The organism is Paraburkholderia sp. 40, assembly GCF_050434105.1.
Lineage (GTDB): Bacteria > Pseudomonadota > Gammaproteobacteria > Burkholderiales > Burkholderiaceae > Paraburkholderia > Paraburkholderia tuberum.
The window spans coordinates 2,047,546-2,069,167 of the sequence record NZ_JBNPVY010000002.1; the positions used below are offsets into that span (position 1 = coordinate 2,047,546).

Below are 21,622 nucleotides of genomic sequence, written 5' to 3' on the forward strand. Positions count from 1 at the left end.
CTGTCGCCCATGCCGCGGAAATCCAGAGCAAAGACGCGAAAGCGATCGGTGAAGAAGGGCGCAATGAAGTCCCACCAGTGCGTGTGCCCGAGAAAACCGTGTGCGAAGACAAGTGGCGGCTTACCGGTGTCTGCGGCGTTCCACGAGACATAATGGACAGTCACCCCGCCGCCTTCGGTGAAGTGAGATCGACGCGGCTGGGCCATGGCGTGGTCGAACCATGAGGGGACACGATCATTCATTGCGAATTTTCCATTACCTGAGGCTTGCCCACGCGATCCACCGACCAGCTATGCGAGTACGATGTGCTGTCGATTCGCATCGATCCAGTCCACCATCGGGGTGAGCTGGACACCACGTTTGGAAAGCGAATCGATATCGACGCGGTACCCGACCGCGTTGATCCATTCCTGTGCATTCACCCATCCGGGTGCGAGACCTTTTGCTCGGGCTTCATCCGGTGACACGTGCGAAACGTTGATCTGTGCGCCCAGAACGTTGTTCAGGCGATTCGCAACTTCAGACATCGTGAGTCTTTCCGACGCCAGCGGCACAGTCTCACCGTGCCAGCGTTGCGGATCGTTTAGCGCGCTGGCCGCGAGCGCGCCCACGTCGTCGGCGGCAATCCAGTCGAGTCGTGCGTCGGGTAGCAACGCGCTGAGCAGCAAGCCTTCGCGCAGGTGCGGAAACATCGCGCCCGCTTTCGGCTCAGCGAGATTGTCCATCATGAATGCCGGTTGCAAGACCGTCCACGATTCGAAACCCGCGGCGCGAACGGCCTCTTCCACGTCCCATTTGTCCGTCCAGTATTTTCGGTTCCAACGTTTCTCGCTCCAGCCAGGAAACGTCTCATGATTGCCGGCCTGCGCCACGGAGGTGTGAACGAACTGCGGGACCTCCGCGTTGCGCGCTGCGTTGACGAGCGCAAAACCCTGGCGGCGTTCCCTGTCGCTGCGATCGAAATCAGGCAGGAGAACGGAGAAGACGGAACCGACGCCCTCCATCGCTTTTGCGAGCAAGTGGCGGTCGTCCAGATCTCCCCGTAGCGCCTGCGCATCCATTTCGACGAGTGCCCGCGCAGCCGGCGAGTCTGGATTTCGTGTCAGGAAGCGTACCTTGCGTCCAGCCGCAAGAAGATGGCGAGCCGCGGCGCCTCCTTGTGCGCCAGTGGCGCCAATGACGAGTACCGCGGCGGATGAATCGATCATGACTTGTCCCGAGGTCGAACGTTAGACGTTGGCCAGGCGTGTCACGCCTAGGCGGCTTGTCGCGCGATGCCGCTAACCCTGTGACAGCCATTGCAGGCTCGCGGCCTGGTGCTCACAAGCATTCGTTCTGATATTAGCACGATGTTCATAAAACCGCGAGCAAAGGCTGCCCGTGTCGATGCTTCAGAATTGCTAGGCCAAAGAGCAAGGCGAATGCCGCGAGGCGCAAAGACGAAGCTTCGTCTTTGCGCCTGACACGACGATCAATGCTGCGGGCGCAGCGTTTGAACGAGGCCGCCTTCATGCGCAACGATCACCTCGGATCCCGGCTGATAAACCCCGGCAATTTCGTCTCCGCGCAGGCGGTTGCCCTGGAGGCCGCGCAGATAACTCGTGTCGTCGAGTCGCAACACATGTTCACCCTGCGCGTCGCGCACGACGATCTGGTCCGATGCGATCGACGTTAGCGTGCCCACATAGGGCAAGCGGGGCTCAAACGGGAAACTTCCGCCGTGCGGCAGGACGCGCGTGTCGAGTGACAGACGAAAACGGTCCGAATGATTGCTGAGGCCAGAGTGCGGCGTGCGTCGGCTCATCAACAGGACGTCGCCCAAGCGGTAATTCGTCCGGCGCCATGCGTCTTCTGGCACGCTCGCGAGATCGATGGGGACGATTTTGTCGCCGTCCTTCCTGTGCAGGCACGCAAGCTTATGCAATCCTTCGGCCACGGCCAGTCCGCCGACTTGCGCATCGATATCACTCAGCGGAATCCAGCAGATGATGAAATCGAGGCGGTCGCTGTAGATCGCATCTTCATGAATGAAGTCGAAGCGGGTGCGGCTTTTGTCGATAGCGGGCGGCGACGTGCGGTATTCGGTGAAAGGTACCCAATAAAGCGGTACGCCGAAGAGCCGCTGAAAGAATGCACGAACCGCGGGGTCGTCCATCACGGTGCGTGCCGCACGCTGCTCGTTCATCGCCTTCACGGGAAAAAAGCTGAAATTTTCGCGGTCTTTGCCAGTCCATCGCACGTCTCGGTCGTTGCGGTCCACGAAGCCGTTGCTGTCGAGGTGATCAACAAGCAGACCGCGCATGCGCTCCAGCGGCTCGTGGTCGAGAACGTCGCGAAAGAACAGGTAGCCGTCTTCGTTCCAGCGTTCTTGCAACTCGGCGTGATTGCCGAGAAGGTCATTGGAAACGTTGAATTCGCGCATCGTCGGCACGATATCCACGCTTGGTGTGCTCATAAATTGTCTCCTTTGGTCGCGGGGGGCGCTCTGATGTCGGCTCACAGCAATCCGCGTTCTTCCGAAGTGCGGGTCGTGGTGTCGATGCCAAGTTCCCGCAGCGTCTCCAGAACGGCCGTGGTAGCGGAAGCGACGGCCGGGAAGCCGGCATACGGAAGCGCCTGAATGAGCACCCCTTCGAGTTCGCGTGCGCTCAGACCGTTGCGCACGGCAATGCGGACGTGGTTCTTCAGTTCGAGCGTCTGCCGGTTGGCGATGAGAATGCCCAGCGTGACGAGGCTGCGCTGCTTGCGCTCGAGTTTGTCGTCGCCCCAGACATCAGCGAACGCGTAGTTGATGGCAAGGCGTGAAATGTCGGATCCGAAGCCGGTGGACTCGCTTGCGGCCCGTAAGCCGGCTGCCTTGTCTTCACCCATGATTTCGCCGAATACCTTTAAACCATAGGCAAGTTTTTCTTCGAGGCTCTTCACTTGTGTCTCCTGTTTAACCGCGGCGGCGCGGCTATTGATAGCGGATGCGACTCCGTGTTCCCCGCCGTTCCTGTCGCCGGCGATACCGACGATGATGCGTGCTAAGATCGCGGCGAAAGAGGATCAAAATCTGCATATTGGGGGATCGAAATTCGCAAGCCCACCGCCCCGACCGAGCCAGTGAAGGACGTTGCCGCGCTCGTGCTGCCAGGCAGTTATCTGTCGAGCGTCGGCGCGCTGGTAGACGGATTCGCGCTGATTGCACGACACATATTCACCCAGTTCGCGCCCCCGTACCGGCACACGATGAAGACCCAGGTACGCCTTCTGGGCGCCGACGGAAACAGCCTGGAGTTCGCCGGCGGGCGAAGGATGGAGAGTGACGGGAACCTGCTGGGCGATACGGAGTACCGCATCGTTTATGTACCGGCTTTCGCCGTGGCCAGTGAAGAGGCACTCGCAATGCTCCTCGATCACGCCGAGCCCGTGACGGAGTGGTTGCGCTGGCAGCGTGCGCGGGGAGCGGTGTTGGCCGCGAGCGGCACGGGAGGAGCGCTGCTCGCGCAGGCGGGGCTGCTCGACGGCGGCGCAGCAGCGGTCCCGCGAGTGCTCAGAAGCCTGTTCCGATCGCGCTTTCCAAAGGTGCGCGTGGACACTGGCGCCACGATCGCCGAGCACGACGGCGTGCACACTTGCAGCGTGCCCGCAAGCGAGTGGCAACTGGTGGCCCGCCTCGTCGATCGTGCAATATCTCCACATACCGCTCAATGGCTCGCATCGACGACCGGAACGGACGGCCAGCGCGAGGAAGGCCGCCTGACGAGCGACGATCCGCTCGTGAGCAGCGCGCAATTCTGGCTCGCGCAGCGCTTCGCTCAGGACTTCAAGATCAGCGAGCTGGCGGACGTCCTCGCCGTCAGTCACGCGACGTTGCTGCGGCGCTTTACACGGAGCTTGGGCATGACGCCACGTGCCTATGCGAGCTCACTGCGCATCGAGTCTGCAAAGCGAATGTTGCGTAACACGCAGATATCCATCGAGCAGATCGCCGTGATGGTCGGTTATTCGGACGTGCGCGCATTTCGCAATATCTTCCACAAGCAGGTTTCGACAAGTCCTTCCGCGTACCGGCGGCGTAGCACGGACCGCGAATGAAGGCGGCCAGGGTTCTAGGCCGAGTATTTGTCGAGCTCCGCTTTGCCGATATCGGTTGTCCGAAAGCGTTCAAGGAGATAGTCCACGAAAACCCTGACTTTCGCGGGCAGATACTGGCGGTGGGGATAGTGCACGTAAATGCGTGGCCCCACACCCTCCGCATCGTCTACGCGCACCCTGTATTCGGGAAGGACTATCTTGAGTGCTCCTGAATGCAGATGCGGCAGCACCACAGGCACAGAGGACGGCGTGATGCCCGCGCCGCTGATCGCAGCGATAAGGCCGGTATCCGGCTGACCCGCCACGGTGAGGCGGCCGCGGGGATGATGGACGAACGTTTTTTCCCTGCGCGTGGCGCCTTTGCGTGTGCTTCCGGGCAAGCGTTCGAGATGAAGCGCTGCGAGTCCAAAAGGCATCCGGATGCCGACGAAGTCATGTTCCGCCAGTTCATCCGGTGATTGCGGCACGCCCTTGCGTTCGAGGTAGTCCGGGCTCGCGACCAGTACGATAGAGTAGTCACACAGCGGACGGCAGACATGGTTGGTCCCTCGTCCCCGCGCGTGCTGGATGCTGACGTCGACACCGTCATTGACCAGGCATGGCGCAATTTCGTCGTAGCTGATGTCGATTTCGACGAGTGGGTAGCGTTGAAGAAACTCCGCGATCACCGGAGTCAGACAATGCCTTCCAAACGTGGGCGTCACCGAAACTTTGATCAAACCCTCAGGATGCTCGGGGCTGCGCCGCACATCCGCGACGGCTTCGTCCAGTTGACTTAACAACGGCGCCACGCGTTGAAAGAACTGCCGCCCTTCGCTCGTGAGACTGAGCTTGCGGGTGGTCCGGTTGAAAAGACGCACGCCCAGTTCACGCTCGAGCGTGGCAATGCTCTTGCTGACGGCAGGCGGTGTGACCTGGAGCCGGGTGGCTGCGGCGATGAAGCTGCCGCAACGGACGGCCTGAACGAAAGGCTGCAGGTTTCGGATTTCGGGCATCGTCAATTAATGAAAAAAATTACATCAATCGACGTAATCGAGATTTGCCATGTTGTCGAACCCAAAGTTCTCTTTACCCATACCTGTTCCAGTTCACCCGAGCCGCCTTGGTCATTGTTCGTATTATAGAACGACATTCCAAAATGTATGTTGAACGGTGCTGGACGTCAAGATAGTGCGCACCCGATATGACTAGGGTTCGTCCGTAGTGCACCGCAACGGGACAAAGGCGATATGCTGGGGACACCCGATATCAAAGCCATATCACGTCATGGAATTGCGGCATCTCAGACACTTCGTTGCGGTTGCGGAGACCCAGCACTTTGGCCGTGCGGCTGCGCGCCTGGGCATGGCGCAGCCGCCGCTCAGCCAGTCGATCATGCGGCTGGAGGAGCAGCTTGGTATCAAGCTGCTCGAACGTACACCGCGAGGCGTTTCGCTCACAGCCGCCGGAGCCGCGTTGCTCGCGGAAGCGAAGCCACTGATCGCGCAAGCGGAGCTGGCCGAGCGGCGCGTGCGGCAAGCCGCCGACGAACTGGCGAGCCTGAGCGTAGCGTTCGTGCCGATGTGTGCGCTGCGAATCATGCCGCTAGCCATTCAGGGGCTTCGCAAGCAATGGCCGGGCGTTGACGTCCGGTTGATCGAGCGCGGCAGTGCTTTGACCGTCGCCAGCGTGAAAAACGGCAGCATCGACCTGGGCGTGGTAGTCACCAGCTCGGCGGACGTCTCCGGTTTGGAAAGCGTGGTCATCGAGCGTCTGCGTGTGGTGGCCGCGGTTCCGGCGAAGTGGCCCGTGGCGGCGCAGCCTTCAATTCGTATCGCGGATCTCGCGCGATACCCGCTCATCATGTTCCCTCAGCAGATGTCGCAGCCGCTGTTCGCTGCGTTCGAGACAGCGCGCCGCGAGGCGGGGCTGTCGCCGCGGGTGACCCAGCAAGCGCGCCATCCATACACGATGCTCAACCTCGTGTCTCATGAACTGGGCATCGGTCTGATGCTGGACTCGGCGCGATACCTGCCCGTGGAGGGTGTCGCCTTCGTCGACATCGAGGATGTTCCGGCTTCAGGCGAAACTGAGGTGTCGCTGGTGTGGGCCGATAGACCTCACAAGCCCTACCACCGTTCGATGCTCGACATCATGCGCGATATCGCGTCGCCGCCGGCGGGGTGATACGCGCAATCGCACTGCTCGACAGCTTCGTCCATGCTGCTCCTTTCGTCATCCGCTTCTCATTCATCTTGACACTCCAAAGTGGTGTGTTTATCTTTGCGAATGACGTTCAGAAAACAACCCGCTCGCGCGGCGAGCCAAAGGAGGAGCAATGAGCACGAATGTGGCGAGTCTTTTCAATCTCGATCAGAAAGTGGCGGTGGTAACAGGGGCAGGCTCAGGCATCGGCCGCGAGACGGCTTTGCTGCTGGCGTCGGCCGGCGCGGCGGTGGTCGCGGCGGACCTGAATGAGGAAGCGGCGCAGCACACGGCCAGGCAAATCGAAAGTGCGTCTGGCAAGGCTATCGCGATCAAAGTGGACATCGGCGATGAATCGTCGATTCTTGCGATGTACGAAACGGTGCAGGCCAAACTTGGGCGCCTCGACATTCTCGTGAACAACGCGGGCATCTATCCGAAGACGCAATTCGTCGAGACGTCGGCAGAAAAGTGGGACAAGGTGCTCGGCATCAACTTGCGCGGCACCTTCCTCTGCATGCGCGAAGCGATCAAGCGAATGCAAGGTGCCAAAAACGGCGGTTCCATTATCAATATTTCGTCGGTGGCTTCGCTGCAGCCGGTGATTTTCGACAACGGTGACTACGGCGCGTCGAAGGCGGGTGTCAACAACCTCACCAAGGTGGCAGCGCTCGAATTCGCAGCAGACGGAATTCGCGTGAACGCCGTGCTGCCCGGCGGCGTGGCAACCGAGGGCGCGGCCGCATCGACGAAGGTTCATCAGGCTCACGGCCCGATCACCCAACCTGGTCGCATGCCGCTGGGCCGCATCGGCGTCGCCTCCGATATCGCGAGGGCAGTGTTGTTTTTCGCGTCGCCGGCATCGGACTATGTCACCGGTCAGCTTCTCGCTGTCGACGGCGGCTTCCAGGTCTCCTGATTACTCGTCTGCGTGTCATGTTCGAATCGCCAAGCTGCGTCGAGAACGCGGCTTAGCGCTGCAATTGCCTTTCCCCGATTGATTGCCGACCCGTTCGCACACACGTCCATGTGTGCAGCGGGCGCTCGCGCATGCGCGTCGGTCTGTGCCTGGTCGGGTAGTGAAAACACCGACGTCATTAATTGAACGACCTGTTGCATAACCATATTCCATGACCTAGGATGTCCATCAAGAGGCGCCATGCAAGCGCCCGAGAGGCATTAGCCTGATCGGAGACATGCGATGTACTTTCTCGACAGCGATTTACGTGGTCCTCTTGCGGACTATACGTACGACTATCGTCGCCAGCGCGCTGAAAAGGGCGCTCCGTCGTCGGACGAATTGGCTCGCGCAAAGCAATCGAATTGGGCGGCGCGCGTGCTGGGCGCAATGGCGCCTCGTATTCTGGGCAAGCTGCGGACGGAGGGCCGGGCGCGATGAAAACGCTGACTCGCGAGAGCGCTCGAGAAGCGCGTAGAGTATGGCTCCCACTCATTCTCCTATCGATTTCGGCGGCCGCGGTCTGGCTGCTGCAACGCGATCTGCGCATGGAAGAGCTAGGCCGGTCCGCACTCTTCGACGTCGTGATGATGTTTGCCGTGCTCGGGGCGACGGCATTGGCGGGCATCATCGGATGTGCGATTGCGAGCCGTGCGCGAGCGCAGGAAGCCGATTTGTCGACAGGCGAGGATTGTTGCTTCATTGGCGCCGTGATCGGTGCGGTCGTCTTTTTTGTCGCCATGACTATCTAACGGTAGAAGCCATGAATGAAGAACTGAGCGCACGCGTCGAAGCACTGTTGGATAAGCAGGACATACTCGAATGCGTGCACCGCTATTGCCGCGGGGTCGATCGCATGGACCGGAAGTTGACGCTGTCGGCGTACCATCCGGACGCAATCGACGACCACGGCGCATTCGTCGGGGATGCAGAGGAATTCGTTGACTGGGCCTTTGCGTATCATACCGAGCATCAGTTGTCGCACCACCATATGGTGTTCAATCACAGCGTCGAATTGCAGGGCGACGAGGCGCACGGGGAGACGTACTGGCTTTTCTTCGGAGAAAATCGCGTCAAGCCAGACACGCTAGCGGTGGGGCGCTATATCGACCGCTTCGAAAAGCGTGATGGCGTATGGGCGATTGCCGCCCGTGTCTGCATCTCCGAAGCGATCAACGAACTGACCCCTGCGCAAGTGCCCACTGCGTGGCGCGAAATCCTGATGGGCAATGGCGTCAGTGCACGAAATCGTGAAGACGTCTCTTACGAACGGCCTTTAAAGACGCGCCAACCCAGCGAGGTTTAAGGCCAGACGCAAGCCTGCAACGACGCTTGCCACGGATACCAGGATCGATTTGCCATGAAAGCCAACGTCGGCAGGAAGCCGACGTTGGCTTTCAGCTATTGGGTAATGGCGCAATCGTGCCGTGACCGACAATCGACAGAAACTCGCGGCGGGTGGAAGGATCGTCACGGAATGCGCCCAGCATTCGACTCGTCACCAGCGATGCGCCGGGCTTGTGCACGCCTCGCGTACTCATGCACTGATGCGCAGCTTCGAGAATGACAGCGACTCCCTTCGGCTGCAGCACGGTGTTCAGCGCATCGGCGATCTGAACGGTCATCTTCTCCTGAATCTGTAGGCGCTTGGCATAGACATCGACGAGGCGCGCGAGTTTGGAGATGCCGACCACGCGATGCTCGGGCAAGTAGGCAACGTGCGCACGTCCGATGATAGGCACCATATGGTGTTCGCAGTAGCTCTCGAAACGGATGTCCTTTAGCACCACCATCTCGTCGTAGCCATCCACTTCGGAAAACGTGGTGGCGAGAATCTGCATCGGATCGGAGTCATAGCCCGAGAAGAACTCGCGGTATGCGCGCGCGACGCGTGCAGGTGTTTGAACGAGACCTTCCCTTTCGGGATCGTCACCGGCCCATCGGATCAGCGTACGCACGGCTTCTTCCGCCTGATCCCGCGTGGGGCGAATCGACACTTCCTCAGCGCCAATCTGATTGTCTCGTTTGTTCATCAACTCTCCTGATCATTCATGCCTCGTGCAATCGCATCGGCGTCCGCGAGTGCGGCACACGAGTGTCGGCGATGTGGAGGAAGTGTATATAATTGCACGGTGTTCGTAAATACAAACGTCCGGCGCATCTTACACGCGAGGTTCGACCATTGCGGATCGAAAGATCAGGTTGCACTTACACAGGGATCAGCACATGAAAACGCGCATTACAGAGCTGCTTGGGATCCGATACCCCATTGTTCAAGGGGGCATGATGTGGGTGGGTCGCGCTGAACTTGCCGCCGCCGTCTCGAACGCCGGTGCGCTCGGCACCATCACTGCTCTGACGCAGCCCACGCCCGAGGCGCTGCGCAACGAGATCGCTCGGGTTCGCTCAATGACGGATCAGCCGTTCGCTGTCAACCTGACCATTCTGCCGACGATCAAGCCAGTGCCGTACGACGAGTACGTGCAAGCGGTCGTGGAGAACAGTGTGAAGATCGTCGAGACGGCGGGACGCAATCCCGAGCCCTATATGCCTGCATTCAAGGCTGCGGGAATCAAGGTCATCCACAAGTGCACGTCGGTGCGTCACGCGCTGAAAGCGGAGGCGTTGGGCTGCGACGCCGTGAGCGTGGACGGATTCGAGTGCGCCGGACATCCGGGCGAGGACGACGTGCCCAATCTGATCCTGTTGCCGGCCGCGGCCGCGAAACTGCATATTCCGATGCTTGCGTCAGGCGGCATTGCCGATGCGCGCGGCATGGTCGCCGCGCTCGCGCTCGGCGCGGATGGGATCAATATGGGTACGCGCTTCATGGCAACGCGGGAGGCACCGATTCACGAGAACGTCAAGCGCAGGCTCGTAGAGCATGACGAGCGCAATACGGCGCTGATCTTCCGCACGCTGAAGAACACGTCGCGTATCTTCAGGAATTCGGTAGCGGAGCAAGTGTTGGAACTCGAGCAAAAAGAGGGTGTGACGTTTGCGGATCTCAAGCCGCTGGTGAGCGGTGAGCGCGGTAAGCGAGTGTACGAGACGGGTGACACCGAGGACGGAACGTTTCCGGCTGGCCTCGCAATCGGGCTTATCGAGGATATTCCCACCTGCGCGGAACTCGTGAGTCGGATGGTCGCCGAGGCGCGCGCACTCATTCATGGCCGGCTGGCCGCGCTTGTAGAAGAGAGCTGAGTCCGCAACAGGACGGCCGTCGAACAAGGCTGCCCGCGCCCCCGGTCTTAGCGGGCGTGGCAGCCGATGCATGTATTACGATCGCAATCAGGCCTGCGAAGTCGGACGACCTTGTTCGTCGAGTCGTTCGAGGTGCGCCAGCAGCGACCGGGATGCCGCTGGCCAGAGCCTTTCGGGAACATCGGTATAAGCAAGACGCAGCCAGTCGTCGATCGAACCGGTCGGCAGTGCCTTTACCGCGCCGGCGATCTTTGCTTCCCGGGCGAGACGGTGTGCCTTGAGGCGGGCGATCTGGTCATGCGGTCGGTCCAGCACGTACCCATGTGCGGGCAGAATAAAGTCGATCTCACGTTCGGTGCAAATCGCGTTCACCCGGTCGAGTGACGTAAGGTACGCCGTCATGTTGCCGTCGGGAGGATCGATGATGGTCGTGCTGCCATTCAGAATGTGATCGCCGCTGAATAGCAGTCCGTCTTCCAGAAGGACCAGGCACACATGGTTGCTTGCGTGCCCCGGTGTCGAGACGACGAGCAATCGATGCGTCTCGCCGTCATGCGCGAGTGTCAGCAAATCGCCATCGAGCAATTCGCGGTCCGGAACGAAGTGATGGCTGGCCCTGTCGGCAAGCCCGGCCGAACGACCGAGGACTGGTGGCTCGTGCGGACACATGGACTGCAGTGGCCTCGCCCCGGGTGCGTGGTCCACGTGGGAGTGCGTGCAGACGATCATTCGAATATCGCCGCCCGTAGCCGCGAAGATGCGTTGAAGATGCGCCTGGTCGTCCGGCCCCGGATCGATCACGATGAAGCCGGTCGCCACCGTGCCGACGATGTAGCTATTCGTGCCGGGGCCCGTCATCAAGCCGCTGTTGCTGGCGGTCAACCGCATCACGTTTCTCAGAAGCGGGGCGGTTTCCGTCGATCGCCAATCCAGAGAGTGGAGCACCTGACCGTCGGGGCACACGAGACGCAGTTCCCCGTATGAGGGGTCACCTTCCATGCAGCGCACGACACTGCCTGAGCTCAACCCACCGCGCGGACAACTGCTCCACAGCGACCTTTCGGACCTGCAAGCCGTGAGCAGTGCATCAACCGAGTTGAACGAGCGAAGGCGTTCGAGCGTTCGCACGGTCGGGAAGATCATCGTGAAGTCGCCCGAGGCATGACGCGCCAGTGCCTCGTCGGGACGGAGCCACACGGGTTCGAACTGCTCGGCGCCGTCCGCGACAGCGGTTTGACCGACGGGCATGCGCGCCACGAAAAACTGCACGTCAAAGCGCCGCGGCAGGTCACGATCGGTGATCCAATGCGCAAACGGATAGACCCGATCCGCGGCGAGTGAGAGGCCGTGCTGCGAGCAATGGTCTTCGGTCGCTGTTGCGCGGCCTAGCCTCGCAATATCGTGGTCGTCGACGAAACCGCCGTCGTGTCGCCATGCCAGCAGCACACCGAGCTCTTCGAATGTTTCCCGAATGGCGGCCACGGCCTGAACCGCTTGAGTATCGTCTTGCGTGGGGCGCCGTCGTACGCCGCCGGCGATTCGTTCATCGGACGGGTCGATTGCGCCACCAGGAAAGACGAACGCGCCCGGCGCGAAGCTCGCTTGCGCCGAACGTCGTGTCATCAGCACTTCAATGGCGCGCGAACGCTCGTATTGCGCGTCGCGTAGCAAGAGCATCGTCGCAGCGGGGCGTGGTGCCACCGGCTGCCGTTGCAGGTGGAGCAGTTGTTCGGGGCGTACCACGTATGTCCCTGTGGTTGAATGGATAACGCTGTAAGAAGCCCTAAATGCGCTCGAAGATGGCCGCGATGCCTTGACCTCCGCCGATGCACATTGTCACGAGCGCATAGCGGCCACCGCAACGATGCAACTCGTGAATGGCCTTGACCGCAATGACGGCGCCGGTTGCGCCGATCGGATGGCCGAGCGAGATGCCCGATCCGTTCGGGTTGACCTTTGCGCTGTCGAATTCCAGCTCCTTCGCCACGGCGCAAGCTTGAGCGGCAAACGCCTCGTTCGCTTCGATCACATCGAGATCTGCGACGGTCAAACCCGCGCGCTGCAGCGCCTTGCGTGTCGCAGGGACCGGGCCGATGCCCATGTATTGCGGATCAACGCCCGCGTGAGCCCAGCAAACGAGTCGCGCAAGCGGACGAAGGCCCCGTTGTTCGGCGGTGCGACGGGCCATCAGCAGGACTGCAGCCGCGCCGTCGTTGAGACCCGACGCATTGCCGGCCGTCACCGTACCGTCTTTCTGGAACGCCGGGCGCAATTTGGCGAGATCGGCGATGGTCATGCCCGACCGCACATGCTCATCGGTGTCAAATACGGTTTCGCCCTTTTTCGTGCGCAGTGCTACGGGCACGATCTGCTCGCGGAAGTTGCCGTCATGAATAGCTTGCGCAGCGCGCCGGTGCGATTCGACGGCGAGCAGGTCCTGGTCGTCGCGCGAAATGCCGTACTTCTTCGCGACGTTCTCCGCGGTTACACCCATATGGCAAGCGCTGAACGGATCGGTCAACGCGCCGACCATCATGTCGATCAGGCGGATGTCGCCCATGCGCGAACCCCAACGCGCGCCGCTCGCAACGTATGCTGCGCGCGACATGCTTTCTGCACCAGCGCCGATCGCAATTTCCGTGTCGCCGTGCGCGATAGCTTGCGCAGCGGAGATGATTGCCTGGAGGCCGGAGCCGCATAGCCTGTTGAGCGTCAGCGCCGGTGCATCCGCGCTGACGCCGCCTTCCATCGCGGCGACGCGCGCGAGATACATGTCGCGAGGCTCGGTATGGATCACGTTGCCGAACACCACGTGACCCACCTCGTCACCCGGCAGATTCGAACGCTCGAGCAGCGCGCGAACGACCGTTGCGCCTAGCGTCGTGGGCGGAATGCTCGATAGCGCGCCACCGAAGTCTCCAATAGCGGTGCGAACGGCAGCGGTGACGACAACCTCTTCCGACATGATGGCTCCTTGGTTCCGGTAATCGGTTACGATCCGGTGTCGTGTTTAACAATACGAATGGTGTTCGGAAAGTAGCGCATTTCTTGTTTTCTGTCCACGTTGTTGTGCGATGCGCAAGGCTGCGATCGTGCCGGACATTGCGCGCGTCATTCGCGCCAGATTGCGTGTGTGCTATCAGGCCTTCCTTGTGGGTGACAACGGATAGACGTGGCTGGGATTTCGCGTTATTCTGGTTCAGCAAGATGATCGACGTTCAATTATTGGTTGAACTTGGCCCGCAACATTTCCAGGTATCGGAAGGCGATGCGAGCGCTCGCGGGACATGACTTGCCAGATAACAACAGGACGACTCAGATGGATGCAGGTACGGCTTCGCACGACGCTCTGATGGATGTGCCGTTTCGCCCGATTCGCGTCGGCAGCATGGATGCCATCGTCGAGCGAAGGCCAGACGGAAGCGTGGTGTATGAACTGAAGGAACCGCTCCAGGCGTATCCGATCCGCTTGACGGAGCGGCTCGAACACTGGGCGAGCGTCACGCCCGAGCGCGCGTTGCTTGCGCGGCGGACGCCGGACGGCAAGTCGTGGGAGTCTCTGACCTACCGCCAGGCGTTCGACGGTGCGCGTGCGCTGGGGCAGGCGCTGCTCGATCGAGGATTGTCGCCGTCTCGTCCGTTGATGATTCTTTCCGATCGAAGCTTTGAACACGCGCTCTTCGCGCTCGCCGCATTGCACGTCGGGATTCCCTATATCCCGGTGACGCCCGCGTATTCGCTGTTATCGCAGGACTTTTCGAAGCTCAGGCAACTCGCGGCCGTATGCACGCCCGGCCTCGTCTTCGCGGATGACGGCGCGCAGTATGGCCGCGCATTGCGTGAGGTGTTCGGCGACGTGGAATGTGTCGTCGTTGGTCCGTTGCCGGAGGGTCGTGGCGGTTCGCGCGTCGCGGAGTGGCTGAAGACGCCGGTTACAGCCGACGTCGACAAGGCATTCAAGGCAGTCGGCCCGGATACGGTGGGCAAGATCATGTTTACTTCGGGAACGACAGGCGCACCGAAAGGCGTGATCTACCCGCAGCGCATGTTGTGCAGCAATCGACAGCAAGTCGCCCAGGTGTTCGCGTTTCTTCAGGACGGGCCATCGGATCTCGTCGACTGGCTGCCTTGGCATCACACTTTTGGCGGCACGCATAACTTCGGCATGGTGCTGTACGGCGGGGGGACTTACTACCTGGACCCAGGCAAGCCAACGCCGGAGGAAATTGGCCCGACGGTGCAGGCATTGCGTGAAATCGCGCCGGCGGTCTACCTCAATACGCCGCAAGGGTTGGCCTCGCTCATTCCGCATCTGCAGGCGGACAAGGCACTGCGCGAGAAATTCTTTAGCAAACTCGCGCTCATCTACTACGGCGGCGCAAGTCTGCCGAAATACATCTGGGCTCAACTCGACGAGCTCGCAGTGCGTACCATCGGCCAGCGTGTGCTCATCATGTCGGGCATCGGCAGCACGGAAGCAGGCCCAACGCCGCTATCGGCGGCCTGGGATCCGCGACGGGAAGCGATTGCGGGGTTGCCCGTGCCCGGCGTCAAAGTGAAGGTGGCGCCGGTCGGCGCGAAGCTGGAAATCCGTTTCCTCGGCGACTGTGTGACGCCCGGCTATTGGAAAGATCCCGAGCGCACCGCCGCCGCATTCGACGAGGAAGGCTATTTCCGCTCCGGTGACGCAGCAACGTTCATCGACCCGCAGCGCCTCGAACTGGGACTGCGCTTCGACGGACGCATTGCGGAAAATTTCAAGCTGTCCTCGGGCACTTGGGTCAACGTCGCCGAGTTGCGACTGTACGCGCTGAACGTATTGGGCCCGTATGCGCGGGATATCGTGATTGCCGGGCACGACCGCGACTACCTGACCGCGCTCGTCTTCCCTGACATCGAAGCGTGCCGTGCGCTTTGCGACGACCTTCACGATCCGATGCCGGGCGCCGACCAGATCGTCAACAGCCGCGGCGTGCGCGCGTTCTTCCAGACCGGACTCGACCAGCTCGCCGCGCGTCCTGGCGGCAGCTCTACGCGCATTGCGCGCATCGTGCTCGAAAGCGAGCAGCCGACGCTCGATAACGGCGAATTGAGTGCAAAGAGCGCAATCAGCCAACGCAATGTGCTCGAGCGACGGCGCGGTGTCGTGGACGAGCTTTATTGCGTGCCGCCCACGCCGCGCACATTGGTCGGCAACGCTGGCGCAGCAGCGGGCGCTGATCGAGTTCAACGTACTGAAAACGCTGGAAGCTAAACAATGGATTTTCGCGTAGATCCCGCGGACATCGCGTTCCGCAGAGAAGTTCGTGCGTTCCTCAACGAGCATTTGCCGGCCGACCTGGCCTTTCGCGGGCAGCAGGGCTTTCTGGCAGGTGACGACGATTCACAGCGCTGGACTCGCATCTTGCACGAAACGCACGGCTGGTCGGTGCCGCATTGGCCGGTTGCTGACGGCGGCACGGGGTGGACCGCGATGCAGCGTTACATCTTCGAGGAAGAATGCTATCTGGCAGGCGCACCGATACAGAATCAGGCGGGCGTGTCGCTCGTCGGACCCGTGATTTGCGAGTTTGGCAACGAAGAGCAGAAGCGGCGCTTTCTTCCTCCTATCCAGCGTGGTGAAGTGTTCTGGGTACAGGGTTTTTCAGAGCCGGGCTCGGGTTCCGATCTTGCATCGCTACGTACGACGGCGGTTCGCGATGGAGACCACTACATCGTCAATGGACAGAAGATCTGGACCAGCTTCGGCGCCTACGGTCAATGGAATTTCGTGCTGGTCCGCACGGATAGCGAAGCGAAGCCACAAAAGGGCATTTCCTTCCTGCTGCTCGACATGTCGTCGCCGGGCGTTACCGTACGGCCGATCGCGTCGCTCGATGGCTGCCATCATCTGGCGGAAGTCTTCTACGACAACGTGCGTGTGCCCGCTGAAAACCTTATCGGCGAGGTCAACAAGGGGTGGGGATACACCAAGTTTCTGCTCTTTAACGAGCGGGCGTTTCTTGGCGCTGAAGCGCCTGCCCTCAAGCGCTATCTGCGCAAGATCCGGCACTACGCCTCGCGCGAACGGATGGCCGGCAAGCCATTGATTCAGGATCCGACGTTTGCGGCACGTTTCGCGCAGCACGAATTGGAGGTTCGCGCTATCGACATGGCGGTGCAGAAAATCCTGCATCAAGGGATAGACGAGCGCAGCGGCGGTATGGCGATCGGATCCATGCTCAAAGTGCGCGGATCTGAACTCCATCAGAAGCTCACGGAGATGCTGCTGGAGGTGATCGGCGATTATGGCGCCGTGTTCTATCCCGATCCGAATGAAGAGCGAGAGCTGCGCGTGGCCCAGTTCATCGGACCTGAATACGCGCCAGGCCTGGCGGCAGAGGTCTTCTATCGGCGGGCTTGCTCGATCTATGGCGGGACGGCCGAAATTCAACGAAACATCATCGCCAAAGCACTGTTCGATCTTTGACGCCGTATCGAGTCACGAACGGTCTTCGATCCCCGAGACGTGGGATCGCATCAATTGCCGGCATAAAGAGGGTGCAGCATGGACTTCGAGTTGAGCGACGAACAGCGGATGTTGCAGGAAAGCGCGCAACGCTTCTTGCAAAAGAGTTATACGTTCGAACATCGTCGCAATCTTGCTTCGCAAGGAGGCGGATTTTCGCGCGAGACGTGGCGTAGGTTCGGCGAAATGGGTTGGCTCGGTGTCGCGGTGCCGGATGAATTGGGCGGGCTCGGTTTTTCGTCAGTCGAAAGCGCCATCGTGGCCGAGCAGATCGGGCGCGCGCTGGTGCTGGAGCCGTACGTGATGTGTGGTGTGTTTCCTGCGTCACTTGTCACGTGCTGCGGGCGAGACGGGCAGCGCGAGGCGATACTTGGCGAGATCGTTTCGGGCGAGACTGTCTATGCAGTCGCGCAAAGTGAACGTGAAGCGCGGGGTCAGGTGCATTACGTGACGGCCACCGCGAAGAAGACAGAGGACGGGTCGTGGCGGCTGGACGGCTATAAGACGCTCGTGGTTGGAGCGCCCGTTGCAGACCGTCTGCTCGTCGTCGCTCGAGCGGCGGGTGCAGCCGATGCCACGGACGGCATCGGGGTTTTCGTCGTCGATCCGAAGCAGGCAGGCGTGGCGCTGAAGACTTGCGCGTTGCTCGACGGCACGCCATCTGCCGACTTGCTGCTCGATGGTGTGATCGTCGCAGAATCGAATGTTCTGGGTGAGGCTGGGCGAGCGTTCGAAGGACTGCAGGCCGCCGTTGACGAAGCGGTCGTTGCGATCTGTGCCGAACTGGTGGGCGATATGGAAGACGCTATCGAGCTCGCGTCGGAATACTTGAAAACGCGCAAGCAGTTCGGGGTGGCGATTGGCAGCTTCCAGGCGCTGCAACACCGGATGGCCGACATGGCGATCGAAGCGATGCAGGCGCGCGCAACACTGCACCGTGCGTTGCTCTCTATCAGCGAGGACAGGGAGAACCGGAGCGTCGAAATCTCGGGCTGCAAGGCACAGACCATTCGTAGCGCGAAGTTCGTCACGCAACAGGGTATCCAGTTGCACGGTGGCTACGGCATCACGGATGAATACAAGGTGGGACATCACTATCGCCGTCATCTGGTGCTCGACGCATTGTTCGGCAACGCGGACTATCACCTGAATCGCTACGCACGCCAGATTCAGCACGAGGCAATGGTCGCGGCGGCGTGAACCCTTTTGAGGCATTGCCATGAACGCGAAAGCAACCGATCTGCTCGGCGTGCAGAGTGACGGAACGGTTCTCACGTTGACACTGAACCGGCCCGCGGCCCGCAACGCACTGAACCTCGCATTGACCGAAGCGCTGGTCGACGCATTGCATCGTTTCGAAGCGGACCAAAGCCTGCGCGTCCTCATCGTGACGGGCGCCGATCCGGCCTTTTGTGCTGGGCTCGACCTGAATGATTTTTCCGCGCCCGATGCGCCGCGCACGCGGGTCGCGGACATGATCGATATGTGGCCGCGCATCACCAAGCCGGTAATCGCGGCGGTCAACGGCGCTGCCGTTACAGGCGGGCTGGAACTTGCAATGGGGTGCGATTTCATCATCGCGTCCGAGCGTGCGCGCTTTGCCGACACGCACACGAAAATCGGCGCGCTCGCGGGGGGCGGCATGACCGCGAGGTTGCCGTATATCGTGGGTCCGCGGTGGGCGAAGCAGTTCAGCTTGACGAGCGATCCGATTGACGCGGCCACCGCGTTGCGCATCGGCCTCGTGAACGAGGTGCTCAGCCACGATCAACTGATGGAGCGGGCAGCGTCACTAGCGAAGACGATCGCGAGCCGCCGACCCGACCTCGTCGCGACGGTCAAGCGCGTGATCGATCAGGGTGCGCTAGCTTCGCTGGAAGAGGCGTTGCGGATCGAGAAGGCTGCTTTGGCGCAAAGAAGGCAAAGCGGCGGCATGGCGTGGCAGGTGGGGAAATAATCGCTTGCCTGACCGAAGCGCGCGACGCGAGGGCCGTGACGCTGGCTCAATCAACAATTTCGCCCTGAGGGGACTCGCATGGCAAATTTCTACGATCTTCCAGACGACATTCAGGTGACGGCCGACGGCGGCCTGCGGATCATTACGCTCAATCGACCAGACGATCTGAACGCGTCGACCACCGAGATGCTCTTCAGTTACCCCAAGCTTTTTGCTGCGCTAGCCTCGGATCCCGAGGCGCGCGTCGGGATTCTCACCGGTGCGGGAAGGGCGTTCAGCGCCGGCGGAGACATGAATCACTTCGTCAAGACGCTCGACGACCCCGACTTTGCTCGCAGCGTGCAGGAGAATGCGCGGCAGACGATCCACGGTTTCATCGACGTGCCGATTCCTCTGATTGCCGCCGTCAACGGGCCAGCCGTCGGTTGGGGCGCGACGATGGCTACGCTGTGCGATATCGTTCTGATGTCGGAGAAGTCTTTTCTCGCCGAGCCGCATATCAACATTGGTCTCGTCGTCGGTGATGGGATCTCCGTGTCGTGGCCGCTCTACACCAGTCTGCTGCGGGCGAAAGAACTGATCTTTACTGGAGATCGCATCACAGCGCAGCAAGCCGTTGATTTCGGTCTGGCCAATCGCGTTGTCGAGCCCGACAAGCTGATGGAAGAGGCTATGACGCTTGCGCAAAAGCTGCTCAAGCAACCGCGCCACGCACTGCGCGAAACCAAGAAGCTGATGAACCTGCATCTCCATCGCAGTGCGGCCCAGATGCTCGACACGACCCTCGCACGCCAACTGGAGGCGACGCTCAGCGACGAGCATCACGAGATCGCGTCGGCGTTCATCGCCCAGCAGAAACGCAAGCAAGCCTGATCCTGCCCGGTGAACCTTGCTTTCATCGACAAGCCTCCATCTTTGCGGAGTACGTATGCCCTCATCGCTTTTTGACCTCACGGACAAGGTCGCAATCGTCACCGGATCGAGTCGCGGCATTGGCTATGCCAGTGCGCTCGGCATGGCGGAACATGGCGCCAAAGTCGTCGTTTCCGGCCGTAACGCCGACGCCTGCGAAACTGCCGCGCAAGCCATCAACGAAAAGGTCGGAACTCGGGTGGCCTTGCCGTTTGCCTGCAACATCGGCCGTAAAGCGGAATTGCAAGGTCTCGTGGCTGCGGCGAACGGCGAGTGGGGCAGAGTCGACATCGTGATGGCCAATGCCGCGATTCACCCGTGGATAGGCTCGGCACTCGATCTGCAAGACGAAACGTTCAACAAGTTCATGCAGGTCAACGTCCAGAGCAATATCTGGCTCGCGCAGATGACTGTGCCCGGCATGATCGAGCGTGGCTATGGGCGCTTTATTTCGGTGGCATCCGTGGTTGGCCTGTTCGGCGATGCCGTGACGGGAACCTACGGGCTCACCAAAGCCGCCGACATGCAGCTCGTGAGAAACCTCGCGATGGAATTCGCCGCAAAGGGCGTCACCGCCAATTGCATCGCGCCTGGCACCTTCAAGACCGAGATGGCGCGATCGCAATGGGAGGACGAGGCGATGGTCGAATGGTACCGTGGTCGCAATCCATCACAGCGCTTCGGCGAGGTCGACGAGATCGCTGGGCTAGCCGTGATGCTCGCATCGCGTTCGGGCGGCTATATCAACGGCCAGACGATCGCGGTGGATGGCGGCCACACGATCTCGTTTCGCTGACCTGCAGGAGGGAAGGACATCGTGCGCCCCCAGATGTTCAGAACGCGAATCACCGATCTGCTCGGCATTCGTCACCCGATACTTTGCGGCGGTCTTGGGCCGCGCGTGTCCGACGCGCGGTATGTCGCGGCCGTCGTTAACGCAGGCGGCATGGGCTTTATTGTCGGGGCGGGCTTTCCCGATTCCGACGAATTCCGCAACGAGTTGCGCACCTGTCGTGAACTCACCGATGCAAAGAACTTCGGCGTCAATCTCTACATATCGCGGCAAGCGGGCGGAGTGGAGCGCGTCAAGCAACAGATCCGCATTCTGATCGAAGAGAACGTTGCCTGCGTGGAGACCGCCGGTGCGAGCCCCGACGCGGTCGTGCCGTTGCTCAAGGAGGCGGGCATCAAAGTTTTGCACAAGGTGCCCGCCGTGCGCTATGCACATACGGCGGTGCGGATGGGCGTCGACGGTGTGATCGTCGTCGGCAATGAGTGCGGCGGCCATCCGGGCATCTACCAGATCGGCAGCATCGTGCAGGCCGCGCAGGCGCCGCGCGAAATCGGCTTGCCGGTTGTGATCGGCGGCGGCATCGGCATCGGGCGACAGCTTGCGGGCGTGCTGGCGATGGGCGCCGACGCGGTCATCATGGGCACGCGCATGATGGTCGCCGAGGAGCTGTGGATTCATCCTGAAGTCAAGGCGAAGGTGGTGGCGGGCGACGGCAGCGAAAGCGTCGTGGTCAAGTCTGCGATTCGCGATCATCATCGCGTGCTGCGCAACGAGAGCGCCGAGGTGGTCATGGAACTGGATCGCGCGCAGGTGAGCGAGTTCGAGCAGTTCCGCCCTCACGTGATGGGCGCACTCGCGCATCAGGCTTACGTGACTGGTGACACGCGCAAGGGCATGATCGACTATGGCCATGCTGCGGTGTTTGCCGACGCGGTCAGGAAAGTCGAGGCAATTTTCGACGAGATGATCGACGACGCGGTGGCGGCGTCGAACCGGTTGAGCAGGCTGACGACGTAGACGGCTAGC

The 21,622-nt window shown here is 61.0% G+C and carries 21 protein-coding genes and 1 pseudogene; 14 read left to right on the forward strand and 8 right to left on the reverse strand.

Annotated elements, in window-relative coordinates:
* Positions 1 to 56: 56 nt before the first annotated feature.
* The 4 genes and pseudogenes from OKW28_RS10735 to OKW28_RS10750 all read right to left on the reverse strand — a co-directional run.
* Positions 57 to 242: pseudogene (locus tag OKW28_RS10735) on the reverse strand (alpha/beta fold hydrolase); the annotation flags it as partial.
* A 48-nt stretch (positions 243 to 290) separates the two neighbouring features.
* Positions 291 to 1,208 (reverse strand): NmrA family NAD(P)-binding protein, encoded by a 918-nt coding sequence (locus OKW28_RS10740; protein WP_429445348.1) that lies wholly within the window; start codon positions 1,206 to 1,208, stop codon positions 291 to 293.
* Between the two features lie 263 nt (positions 1,209 to 1,471).
* Positions 1,472 to 2,422: a phytanoyl-CoA dioxygenase family protein gene (locus tag OKW28_RS10745; protein WP_429445350.1), complete on the reverse strand. Its 951-nt coding sequence runs from the start codon at positions 2,420 to 2,422 to the stop codon at positions 1,472 to 1,474.
* A gap of 74 nt (positions 2,423 to 2,496) precedes the next feature.
* Entirely contained in the window at positions 2,497 to 2,925 is a 429-nt protein-coding gene (locus OKW28_RS10750) for a carboxymuconolactone decarboxylase family protein (RefSeq protein ID WP_429445352.1), read from the reverse strand.
* Positions 2,926 to 3,105: 180 nt separating this feature from the next.
* Here OKW28_RS10750 and OKW28_RS10755 point away from each other — a divergent pair, with 180 nt between their 5' ends.
* Positions 3,106 to 4,080: a GlxA family transcriptional regulator gene (locus OKW28_RS10755; protein ID WP_429445354.1), complete on the forward strand. Its 975-nt coding sequence runs from the start codon at positions 3,106 to 3,108 to the stop codon at positions 4,078 to 4,080.
* Positions 4,081 to 4,094: 14 nt separating this feature from the next.
* On the opposite strand, the gene OKW28_RS10760 is transcribed toward OKW28_RS10755, so the two are convergent.
* Positions 4,095 to 5,075, reverse strand: a complete 981-nt coding sequence (locus OKW28_RS10760; protein ID WP_429445356.1) for a LysR family transcriptional regulator — start codon at positions 5,073 to 5,075, stop codon at positions 4,095 to 4,097.
* Positions 5,076 to 5,346: 271 nt separating this feature from the next.
* On the opposite strand from OKW28_RS10760, the gene OKW28_RS10765 reads away from it, so the two are divergent.
* The 5 genes from OKW28_RS10765 to OKW28_RS10785 all read left to right on the forward strand — a co-directional run bounded on the left by OKW28_RS10765 (position 5,347) and on the right by OKW28_RS10785 (position 8,528).
* The gene (locus OKW28_RS10765; protein WP_429446919.1) at positions 5,347 to 6,246 is read left to right on the forward strand and encodes a LysR family transcriptional regulator; all 900 of its coding nucleotides are present in this window, start codon (positions 5,347 to 5,349) and stop codon (positions 6,244 to 6,246) included.
* A 151-nt stretch (positions 6,247 to 6,397) separates the two neighbouring features.
* Entirely contained in the window at positions 6,398 to 7,183 is a 786-nt protein-coding gene (locus tag OKW28_RS10770; RefSeq protein ID WP_429445358.1) for an SDR family NAD(P)-dependent oxidoreductase, read from the forward strand.
* Between the two features lie 282 nt (positions 7,184 to 7,465).
* Positions 7,466 to 7,663 (forward strand): hypothetical protein, encoded by a 198-nt coding sequence (locus OKW28_RS10775; RefSeq protein ID WP_429445360.1) that lies wholly within the window; start codon positions 7,466 to 7,468, stop codon positions 7,661 to 7,663.
* Positions 7,660 to 7,974, forward strand: a complete 315-nt coding sequence (locus OKW28_RS10780) for a hypothetical protein (RefSeq protein WP_184064245.1) — start codon at positions 7,660 to 7,662, stop codon at positions 7,972 to 7,974. The genes OKW28_RS10775 and OKW28_RS10780 overlap by 4 nt, the downstream gene beginning before the upstream one ends.
* 11 nt (positions 7,975 to 7,985) lie before the next feature.
* Positions 7,986 to 8,528, forward strand: coding sequence for a nuclear transport factor 2 family protein (locus OKW28_RS10785; RefSeq protein WP_429445362.1), 543 nt, complete (start codon positions 7,986 to 7,988; stop codon positions 8,526 to 8,528).
* Between the two features lie 91 nt (positions 8,529 to 8,619).
* Here the strand turns inward: OKW28_RS10785 and folE are convergent, their stop codons facing one another.
* A complete protein-coding gene (gene folE / locus OKW28_RS10790) occupies positions 8,620 to 9,255 on the reverse strand; it encodes a GTP cyclohydrolase I FolE (RefSeq protein ID WP_429445364.1) in 636 nt (211 codons plus the stop codon).
* Positions 9,256 to 9,448: 193 nt separating this feature from the next.
* Here folE and OKW28_RS10795 point away from each other — a divergent pair, with 193 nt between their 5' ends.
* Entirely contained in the window at positions 9,449 to 10,426 is a 978-nt protein-coding gene (locus tag OKW28_RS10795; RefSeq protein ID WP_429445366.1) for an NAD(P)H-dependent flavin oxidoreductase, read from the forward strand.
* Between the two features lie 87 nt (positions 10,427 to 10,513).
* Here OKW28_RS10795 and OKW28_RS10800 read toward each other — a convergent pair whose 3' ends face one another.
* Both OKW28_RS10800 and bktB read right to left on the reverse strand, forming a co-directional pair.
* Entirely contained in the window at positions 10,514 to 12,169 is a 1,656-nt protein-coding gene (locus OKW28_RS10800) for an MBL fold metallo-hydrolase (protein WP_429445368.1), read from the reverse strand.
* Positions 12,170 to 12,209: 40 nt separating this feature from the next.
* Positions 12,210 to 13,391, reverse strand: coding sequence for a beta-ketothiolase BktB (gene bktB, locus OKW28_RS10805; RefSeq protein ID WP_429445369.1), 1,182 nt, complete (start codon positions 13,389 to 13,391; stop codon positions 12,210 to 12,212).
* Positions 13,392 to 13,745: 354 nt separating this feature from the next.
* Between bktB and OKW28_RS10810 the strand changes: the two genes are divergently transcribed.
* From OKW28_RS10810 to OKW28_RS10840, 7 genes are all read left to right on the forward strand, one after another.
* Positions 13,746 to 15,680: an AMP-binding protein gene (locus OKW28_RS10810; protein ID WP_429445370.1), complete on the forward strand. Its 1,935-nt coding sequence runs from the start codon at positions 13,746 to 13,748 to the stop codon at positions 15,678 to 15,680.
* A 3-nt stretch (positions 15,681 to 15,683) separates the two neighbouring features.
* The gene (locus tag OKW28_RS10815; RefSeq protein WP_429445372.1) at positions 15,684 to 16,895 is read left to right on the forward strand and encodes an acyl-CoA dehydrogenase family protein; all 1,212 of its coding nucleotides are present in this window, start codon (positions 15,684 to 15,686) and stop codon (positions 16,893 to 16,895) included.
* Between the two features lie 78 nt (positions 16,896 to 16,973).
* The gene (locus OKW28_RS10820; protein ID WP_429445374.1) at positions 16,974 to 18,134 is read left to right on the forward strand and encodes an acyl-CoA dehydrogenase family protein; all 1,161 of its coding nucleotides are present in this window, start codon (positions 16,974 to 16,976) and stop codon (positions 18,132 to 18,134) included.
* A 19-nt stretch (positions 18,135 to 18,153) separates the two neighbouring features.
* The gene (locus OKW28_RS10825) at positions 18,154 to 18,891 is read left to right on the forward strand and encodes an enoyl-CoA hydratase (protein WP_429445376.1); all 738 of its coding nucleotides are present in this window, start codon (positions 18,154 to 18,156) and stop codon (positions 18,889 to 18,891) included.
* A gap of 78 nt (positions 18,892 to 18,969) precedes the next feature.
* On the forward strand, positions 18,970 to 19,764 hold the full coding sequence (locus OKW28_RS10830) for an enoyl-CoA hydratase/isomerase family protein (protein WP_429445378.1): 795 nt from the start codon (positions 18,970 to 18,972) through the stop codon (positions 19,762 to 19,764).
* 55 nt (positions 19,765 to 19,819) lie between these two features.
* Positions 19,820 to 20,599: an SDR family NAD(P)-dependent oxidoreductase gene (locus OKW28_RS10835; protein ID WP_429445380.1), complete on the forward strand. Its 780-nt coding sequence runs from the start codon at positions 19,820 to 19,822 to the stop codon at positions 20,597 to 20,599.
* Between the two features lie 33 nt (positions 20,600 to 20,632).
* Positions 20,633 to 21,613, forward strand: coding sequence for an NAD(P)H-dependent flavin oxidoreductase (locus OKW28_RS10840; protein WP_429445381.1), 981 nt, complete (start codon positions 20,633 to 20,635; stop codon positions 21,611 to 21,613).
* Positions 21,614 to 21,622: the final 9 nt, after the last annotated feature.